The 9091-nt window shown below is 45.5% G+C and carries 7 protein-coding genes; 3 read left to right on the top strand and 4 right to left on the bottom strand.

What is annotated here, in order from left to right; all coding sequences use genetic code 11:
* Positions 1-241: 241 nt before the first annotated feature.
* The 3 genes from BLP80_RS13665 to BLP80_RS13655 form a co-directional block, all read right to left on the bottom strand.
* Positions 242-625 carry a RidA family protein gene (locus BLP80_RS13665; RefSeq protein ID WP_090544153.1) on the bottom strand — a complete coding sequence of 128 codons (384 nt, stop codon included), beginning with the start codon at positions 623-625 and terminating at the stop codon, positions 242-244.
* 80 nt (positions 626-705) lie between these two features.
* A complete protein-coding gene (locus BLP80_RS13660; protein ID WP_090544151.1) occupies positions 706-3888 on the bottom strand; it encodes a hypothetical protein in 3183 nt (1060 codons plus the stop codon).
* Between the two features lie 41 nt (positions 3889-3929).
* Positions 3930-5117: an EAL domain-containing protein gene (locus BLP80_RS13655; RefSeq protein WP_090544149.1), complete on the bottom strand. Its 1188-nt coding sequence runs from the start codon at positions 5115-5117 to the stop codon at positions 3930-3932.
* Positions 5118-5650: 533 nt separating this feature from the next.
* On the opposite strand from BLP80_RS13655, the gene BLP80_RS13650 reads away from it, so the two are divergent.
* Both BLP80_RS13650 and BLP80_RS13645 read left to right on the top strand, forming a co-directional pair.
* Positions 5651-6445 (top strand): alpha/beta hydrolase, encoded by a 795-nt coding sequence (locus BLP80_RS13650; protein WP_371128834.1) that lies wholly within the window; start codon positions 5651-5653, stop codon positions 6443-6445.
* Between the two features lie 52 nt (positions 6446-6497).
* Entirely contained in the window at positions 6498-6971 is a 474-nt protein-coding gene (locus tag BLP80_RS13645; RefSeq protein WP_090544145.1) for a universal stress protein, read from the top strand.
* A gap of 33 nt (positions 6972-7004) precedes the next feature.
* Here BLP80_RS13645 and BLP80_RS13640 read toward each other — a convergent pair whose 3' ends face one another.
* On the bottom strand, positions 7005-7805 hold the full coding sequence (locus BLP80_RS13640) for an outer membrane protein assembly factor BamD (protein WP_090544143.1): 801 nt from the start codon (positions 7803-7805) through the stop codon (positions 7005-7007).
* Between BLP80_RS13640 and rluD the strand changes: the two genes are divergently transcribed.
* The gene (gene rluD, locus BLP80_RS13635) at positions 7804-8829 is read left to right on the top strand and encodes a 23S rRNA pseudouridine(1911/1915/1917) synthase RluD (RefSeq protein WP_090544141.1); all 1026 of its coding nucleotides are present in this window, start codon (positions 7804-7806) and stop codon (positions 8827-8829) included. The two genes, BLP80_RS13640 and rluD, sit on opposite strands and share 2 nt — an antisense overlap.
* Positions 8830-9091: the final 262 nt, after the last annotated feature.

Genomic DNA, 9091 nt, shown 5'->3' with positions numbered 1-9091 from the left:
GACTGCCTCTTTCCGGTGTGCCGATGGCCGCACTTTGCATGTGCGCAAGGCTACACGTACGGAGCCGGAACTGGCCGCTATCTACCAGGCGCTAAACTTAGATCCGCTAGCAGGAGGAGTTATCAAGACATACGTATAAGCTTGATGTAACAGAAAAAATCAAATGTAGTGCCTTACGATCATTTTTTCCTTGTAACATCATGATTGTTATGGTTTTTTAAAATATGATGTTAAAGATGGGTTAGGCACTCTTGCGGGCAGTTACCTGGATTTCGATTCTCATGCGCGGATCGGATAAGCCTGCCGCAATCATCATGGCCGCCGGGCGAACCTTACCAAGATACTTGCGGAAAACAGGCCAGCACAATTCAAAATCGGCCGCACTGGGCAATACATAAGTAACCCGCACGATATCCTGCAAGCCGGAACCTGCCTGCCGCAAAGCAGATTCGATGTTTCTGAAACATTGCTCAGCCTGTTCAAGCAGGTCATCCGATATGGTCATGGTAGAATAATCAAAGCCTGTCGTTCCTGACACGAAAACCCAGTCTCCTTCCACCACTGCACGGGAATAACCAATTTCTTCTTCAAATATGGAACCCGAGCTGATCAGTCGTCTTGTCATACTATCTCCCCATAAAATATTGATAAAAATTTTGTTCGATAATGATGAACCTGTCCAACAAGCAAAGTCAATCCAACACGCTAGAAAGTGAACAGATAATCAATCAACTGCGCCCCACCAAAACCACCAAATGGCAAGAGCAACGCCTGGAGCGCTGGTTGCTGGGCAAAGGATGCAAAGGCACCCTCGCGGGTATTACGAATCCGCTCGATTAGCCGGTTAATTTGCTCTGCACTGAGAGGGGGCTGAGCCTGTGTTCTAGGTTGAGCCAGTTGCAAAAGTACTTGCTCATAATGAGCCAATACCTTGGCACGCATGGCGCCTGCACTTTTATTCAATAGCTTTGCCGTATACAGCGTGTAAAGCAGCGCGACGATGACAATCAGGATAAGCGCCAATGGAAAATCCATGGCATCGAACAGGTCGCTACGCGCAATCACCATGAAAAGAATTGAAACGAACGGTAGATAAATGAGCCATTGTATGCGTTGGGTTACCGCTACGACAAGCTGAAAATCAAGATAATAATCGAGGTAAGGACGGGGCACCCCGGTTTCATTGACTTCGCAATCGAGCAAATATTCGGGCCATTGCCTGCGAACATTACCGAGTGCTTCGATAAATTGGGTGCAGGCACGACTCTCATAGCCAATCCAGAAAATAATCAGCCAGAGCACGGGCGCAGTCATTCCTATAAGAATGTAATGCAGATACTTAACAAGTTCACCTCGATGCGGAAATGAGGGGATATCAAAGGCGCTAAATGCTACTACACTTAGCAGAAATACAATCACCGTCGACAAGACGATCCACCAGGTCATTTCCTGCCAACTAGTAGCGCGCAAATAGTTCTGCCACAAGGTGGAAACCTCGATTTCACCCGGTGAAGCACCAAACCTAGATCTACCTTCTGTATCAAATGATGTCAGATCAAGATAGGGCCCGGTCCACATGGCAGAGAAGCGGCTGCGTGCAAGTGCCCAGATGGAGGGCATGGCCAGACTGAATCGCTCAGCTATTGCCAGTGCCTGCCGCTGGATCCGGATGATAAATATCCCTATCAAAATCAGCATCGTGATGAGGCTGATGAAACGAATCACAAGGTTGGGCCATACGCTGACCCCTTCCAGCCATACAAACGGTTCGCCCGTTCCTTGCTCGATAGTGTCTTGCATAGCCTGATTAACGACTATGGGCGCAGCAATTGTGATCACTGCCAGCACGATTACCCAGAAGGTTGTGGGAGGTACCTGTATTGACGAGTATCCGGTTGATCTGATCGAACAAAATAGCGTTAATAAACCTTTCTGAATACGACGACTGGAGATCATTGCCCACAAGCTGAATAAGATACAGGCAAGCCATATCATCCATTGCTGTGATAAGGGAAACGTCCATGATAGGTTGGCAGGCTCTATCCGGTCACATTCCGCCCAATCTGCACATGACGCCACTCGTGCCATATGACTTACCCCGTCCGGATTGCTGCCATTGATCCAATCGATGAGATCATCCACGGAAGGAGAGGCCACCAGCACTGCTTCAGTCCGACCAATCTCAAAAACCTGTGGCCTCAGCCATTTCTTCATTTGTTCAGCCCAATACCCAAGCGGCTCGGGCGCAAGCGCTATCAAAGTAGCCAGGTAAATCGAAGTTTGATAGCCGTCGCGAAAAGGTAACGTAAATTGCTGAAGTAAAGGATGCAATGCCAGACCAAAATTGGATACCGCCACGAGATTGCGCGCCCAGTCCTTCTGATCAGCATGCAAATAACGCGCATCCAGATCAGTAGTAAAAAAGATTTTTCCTTTGAAATGATTGCGTAGCGCCTGGAGGATCAGCAGTTTGTCGTACACATCCGAACCAACGATACCGATCGCCTTGACGCCATGCTCGGCAAACTGCGGATCACGGTCAAGCCTGGCGATCTCATTAGTCAAGCGTCGTAGATAGTCGTATTGACTGAGTCCCTCGGCATGCTCAGGTGGCGCTGCTTCAAGCTGAGCGCGTAAATCCATGGCTTGATTCGCATCATTCTCTCGCACTGCTTTTGTTCCGTGCTTCCCTGCACTGGGTAATGCGCCATCCAGTCCCCGCAGGTAGTTAAAACTGTACACTGGCGGTGATAAATCAGTATTGGCTTTACAGAGTTCAGAAAAGCTATCTGTCAAATTCTGAGACAACGTGCGGGCATAAGCAGAATCCCACTCGCTGATCAATACTAACCCATCCTTGCATCGATCATCTCGCTGAAATTCCGCTGCCCCTTGCTCGTCCTGCGGTGGCCATGTTCGCTCACGGTTAACACCACGCTGCCAAAGCTCCCATAGCAAAGTCACTGCGAGCACATCATCCGTACCAATGGTGCGAACTATCCCTTTCTCTTTCAGTTCATCTCGATAAACGTTGCGATTAAGAAAACATTGCCATGGCTGCTGACTTTTTACAGCAAACAAATCAGATAAGTTACAGTCAGTTATCGTCGCACTCGGTGAAAACATCTTGATAATGTGTTGTTGATCCAGCGCCACCGTATCGGCGCCGTGCACGAGTTTCATCAGCATGGCCGATCCTGCTGGGCCTACCACTGTCAATTCTCCAAATAATGCAGGCAAATTATCCTGAATCAGACTGGGATTATATAAACTCTCATTCAACCACAGCAACAACACCTTTGAGGCAGATTGCTCATTCCCCTCGAACCACTCAAATGGGATCGTAATCTGTTTTACCTTATCCTCAGTATCGACGATCTCTGAGTTTAGTTTTAATTGGCCATGGGTAATATGAAAATAACCGATCGCTTCGGAATTTACTGGACTATAGCCATGGAAGCCAAGTGCTGATACTACTGCAAAACGGGAGCGTCGCCGACTCTCAGCAGCTTCGGCAAAGGAGCCACCAAAAACACTGATTGCCAGAACCGTTACTTTGTATTGCTCTTCACGAAGCTGCCGGATCTTGTCACGGAGCACTTCTGGTTTGAGTGCTGCAGCCTGACCAATGGAATCTGTTTGTTTCTGCGCGGCAGTTTGCGCAAAACGCTCTTCATGTTTCTCAACTGCCGCAAAAGGATCTTGCCAGAGCCGCGCTTCAACATTTTGCTGTCCAATCGGTACAAATTTCACTCGCTCGATATCACTGGGGCGGGCGCTTTCCAGTGGAATATTCTTGACCAGTATGCCTGCTGCAAGCAATACCACCATAATGATCGGCAGTGGATTGATCAAAGCACTTTTGTTGTGATCACGATCTGTGCTCATGCTATCGGCACGATGGTTTATTTAGAATAAGATTAATAACTTCATGCACTTTCAGTTAAAAATAATTCTTTCGCAGGCTTTGGCAATCCAAATAAGTTACCCTGTACCAAGGCTGCCCCACATTGCTTGAGCACTTCTGCCTGCTGAACATTTTCTACGCCTTCGCCTAAAGTCATCCCACCGAGTGCAGTAATCGCTCGAATCGTTTCCAACATCTCTCGTTCAACCCCATCTTTACGCCCAATACGACTGATCACAGTAATGCAGAGCTTGACAATCGCAGGGCGCAGTTCTTCGACAGTTGTCATATCAAAAAAACCACAGCCCGTATCGTCTAATGAAAGCTTAAGTCCCGTGTTCCGGAAATCTCTCATCACAGTATGCAGCTTCACTGCTGATTCAATGGGGAGATGCTCGGTCAACTCGAAAACAATGCGTGATAACGAAGACTTGATATGTGGGTTTGATAAATATTGTTGAAATTCATATGACATGAATAATTCAGGCCCCAGATTGACTGATATCCATAAGTGTTGAGGAATATAAACCAACCAATTGATTGCCTGTTTGAGGCAGGCAAACTCCAGAGCATGTGTCATGCCAAACTGCCTGGCGGCTGTAAATAGCGCATCCGCCGTATAGAAAACCGAATCAACCGGCCCTCGCGACAAGGCTTCATAGCCGACGATTTCTTGATCAGCAAGTGAAAAGATGGGCTGAAAATAACATTGCAACTGATCCTGCTCAATCAATAGCTGCAGGAGTTCCCTGGTCTCATTGCCATGCAAGGCTGGGTTAGTGTCAGGAACAAGCTCAAGCGCATGATCGATGACCTGGTTAACTGACTTATCATCAAGGCATTCTGGAGCAGGCAGAATCATCAATCTGCAGTCTTGCCGACTGCCCGTTGCCTGCCCAAAATTGGTAATCAGCAACTCATGCATTCTTGCTGCACCTACTTCCTGTAATAGCGGGATTTGCTCCGACATGTCGAAAGGCATCAAGCCCACTTTCGGGCCAAACACCCTGTACCAGCGTCCGAAATAAGCTGAAGTGATTGAGCCATAACATTGATATTTTTGTAACAGAATCTCGGATAATCGTTGAATATCTCGCGTCATATCAGCATAAGCAAGCTTGACGATTACTTCACCAAAAATCTCTAGGAAGCGCTCCGGTTGATTCAGTTGAACAGCCAAAATAAAACGCTGATCGTTTGGAACTGTCATAAATCCCCATCTCCTTAGAGCTTATGAACAAATCTGCTGCATGTCCCGATAGCTGCGTCGGGGGTGCTCATGCCTCGCCTATCTACTTGAGTATGGCTTTACCCAAAACGAAGTTTGGATAAAACTCGCAAAACTCGTTTTATCGTCACTATATTCCGCTTGCTACGTTTTTTTCACAAGCTCTTAGCGTTCAGGACAAGACTAAACTAAACTAAACTAAACTAAACTAAACTAGACTAGACTAGACTAGACTAGATATTAAGAATCATTGCTGATGCTATTATTCTTATCATATGCGTACTCTGCCATATGATGATTTCTAATCCCGACTAATCAAGAAAACTCGCTCTTATTCTTATAATTTAATACTATAGATGATGTTCCATAAGCATAATATAGAAAACACAAGTTTTGACCGCATAATCACTCAATAAATTGCAATAATCTATTTAATAAACTCCCAAACAATGTATCGCCGAATTCTGATTCAAGTCTCTTCTATTCTGATCGCTGCAGTTATCAGCATTATCATTATGGGTGAGATTCTGACCGGACCCGCATCAACCGCTGTTGGAATCTTGATACCCGATTTTCCGGTCGAATCGGTAAAAATTCCTGCTGGCAAGGATCACGAAGTGCATGGCTGGCTGACAAGAGGCATCCGTGGTAATGGCGTAGTATTGCTGGTTCACTCTATCCGCAGCAATCGCCTGGAAATGCTAGGTAGAGCTAGATTTTTGAATGACCGGGGATATAGTGTATTATTGATTGATCTACAAGCCCATGGAGAAACACCGGGCGAACGAATTACTTTTGGCATACGTGAGTCGCAAGATGTCAAAACGGCGGTTGCCTATCTCCGGAACAATTTTCCCCACGAACGCATTGCCGCCATTGGTGTAACTCTGGGTGCGGCTGCAATCATACTGGCAGATCCTCCATTGAAGCTTGATGCGATTGTATTGGAGTCTCTTCATCCGACATTTGAAGAAGCCGTTGAGAATCGACTAAAACTTCATCTCGGCGAATTCGGAGTATGGATTAAGCCCTTATTACTATCCTATTTATCCTTGCTTTTGGATCTATCAACCAATGAACTCAATCCCATCGACCGGATAAGTAATCTGAGCATGCCTATCCTGTTAATTTCAGGTACGCACGACAAACATACCACGCAATCAGAGGCTGAGCGTTTATTTAATGCCGCTCTTCAGCCAAAAGAACTGTGGATTGTCCCAGGCGCAGGTCACTATAACATGCATACTTACGATCGCAGAGGTTATGAAGATCGCATTTCCTCGTTTCTGTCCAGGTATTTATGGCAGTAAAATAGCTATTTTCACCAAGTCAATATCATCCCGCCAAAGCGAAGGAGTCATTATGGCCGATTATCAACATATTCTGTTAGCAGTCGATTTCTCAGATCAGGATACGTATGTTGCACGTAAAGTTGAACGTTTGGCGACCTTTTTCAGTGCAAAATTGAGCATCATTCACGTGCTGGATAATATTCCAATGCCGGACACCGCCTACGGCACAGAGATTCCACTTTATTCAGATTCATCCTATGAACTGCTTGAAATAGAAAAAGACAAATTAATACAAGCAGGAAATAGATTAGCCATCGATCCCGCCAATCGATGGTTAATCTGGGGAAAACCGGAAGTAGAAATTATCCGGGTCGCCAATGAAGAAGACGTTGATTTGATCGTAGTAGGTTCACACGGCCGGCATGGCCTTGCATTACTTCTGGGATCAACTGCCAGTGGTGTGCTGCACCATGCACAGTGCGATGTACTAGCCGTCCGCTTAGAGGACGAGTGGGCTGGATCGGTAATGTTTGCATCTACCTAGAAATGCCCATTCTCTTCCAAGCAGCATACGCAATTACCATATTTTCCACCAAGCTGTTTTTCCTAACGGACCCGAATCCGAGAGGTATTCGCTTTCTGGAAAATTTTTTCTCATGACACGTTCCACGTCATCTCGCAAATCAGTCATCTTCATTTCATCATAAGCTCTGGCCATGATATACAAAGCTTCTTCCGTGGCAGGTGTCTGCGGATATTCTTCAAGAACATATTGCGCGCGCCTGACTGCAGCAACATAAGCTTTACGCTTCATATAGTAGCGCGCAACATATATTTCACTCTTGGCAACCACGTTAACCAGATGCGCCATGCGCTTGAGCGCATCGGGAGTGTACTTGCTCTTGGGGAATCGAGTAACCAGTTCTTTGAAATTTTCAAACGATTCACGCGAAGCCTTCGAATCACGCTCACTCATATCCTGATTAATAATTTTCGATGTGATATAACCCATGACTCCCAGATCATCATGAAAATTGGCTAACCCCTTGATATAATATGCATAGTCAACATTGGGATGATGTGGATAAAGCTGAATGAAACGATCTGCTGCTGCAATAGCCGAAGCCTGTTGTTGATCCTTATAATGCGCATAGGCAGTTTCAAGTTGTGCTTGTTGCGCATACCGTCCATAAGGATAGCGCGCTTCAAGTGCTTCGAATAATTTGATGGCAGCTTCATAATTGCCATTATTTAATTCATTCTTAGCTTCAGAGTAAAATTTATTTGGTGACCATTGACTATTATCTACTGACTTTTCCTTCAATAAGCCACATGCCGATAAACCCAAAACCAAAACTAAAATTAAACTATGCCACATGAAATTTCCTGTAGAAACTAAAAAAGCTATTCAAAATTATAATGCAAAGCCATCTTTATCCGCACTGGCTGAACGAACTGAATCCATTATTGATTTGGTTGTTCCGCAAAGCTGTATCGGACTTCGTCTAGACCTCGTGTTAGCACAGCTACTGCCACAATGGTCACGTAGCCGTTTACAGTCATGGATACTCGAAAAACGTGTAAGCGTAGATGGCGAAGTAGCTACACCCAAACAAAAAATTTGGGGAAACGAAAAAATTAGTGTTTCGCCTCATATTGTACCAGTCAACGAGGCGCATGCTGCAGAAGCCATTTCGCTTGAGATCATCTATGAAGATAACCACTTACTTGTCATCAACAAGCCCGTAGGAATGGTTGTGCATCCAGGCAATGGAAATTGGCAGGGAACACTATTGAACGCGCTCCTTCATTATTCTAAGCAACTTAATGAGATACCAAGAGCAGGCATTGTTCATCGGTTAGACAAAGATACCAGTGGTTTGCTCGTTGTCGCTAAAACGATAGAAGCACAAACCAGCCTGGTTCGGCAACTGCAACAACATACCGTCAAGCGGCATTATCTAGCAATCGTGTTAGGTGAAATTAAACAGAGCGGCCATATCGATGCGCCAATAGGACGACATCCCGTGCAACGTACCAAAATGGCTGTGACTATCCATGGCAAGCCAGCTCGTACTTATTATCAAATATTAGAGCAATTCGAAGGTTGCACATTACTTCGTTGCAGCCTGAAAACCGGACGCACTCATCAGATCCGCGTCCACATGCACAGCATAGGTCATCCTCTCGTGGGTGATCCAGTTTATACCGGTAAACCTAAAAAGATTCCCGCAGAAATAGCGCGGCTGATCATGCAATTCCCACGACAAGCTTTGCATGCACAGCAGTTAGTATTAGCTCACCCGCAGCATGGTGAAACCATGATATGGGATTCTGTTCTACCTGAAGATATAAGTGCACTTCTGCAAGAGCTTCGGCAATATCATATGCCATCCTCTTAATAGAGAATCTTCTAAGTTAGCCCATCTTTAACCTTATCCTGCTAAATTCTCTCCCTTTTTCCGTTTCGTATATTTCTAACTAACTGATATACAAAGCTTTGTATTTTGCGGCACGCTCAAATACGTAATATAGTGCCATAATATTATGGAGATATCTTGTTTTATCTTCCGCTTTGTAGTAACGTCGCGCCTATGTTTATCCGACGAACTCAAACCCGCAGCAATGCTACTGGGGAGCGCTATTACACTTATCGGCTGGTTC

Source organism: Nitrosomonas sp. Nm132 (assembly GCF_900100485.1).
In the GTDB taxonomy this organism is placed as follows: Bacteria; Pseudomonadota; Gammaproteobacteria; order Burkholderiales; family Nitrosomonadaceae; genus Nitrosomonas.
Note: the sequence above shows the minus strand (reverse complement) of the source record. Positions and strands in the feature narration are given on the sequence as shown.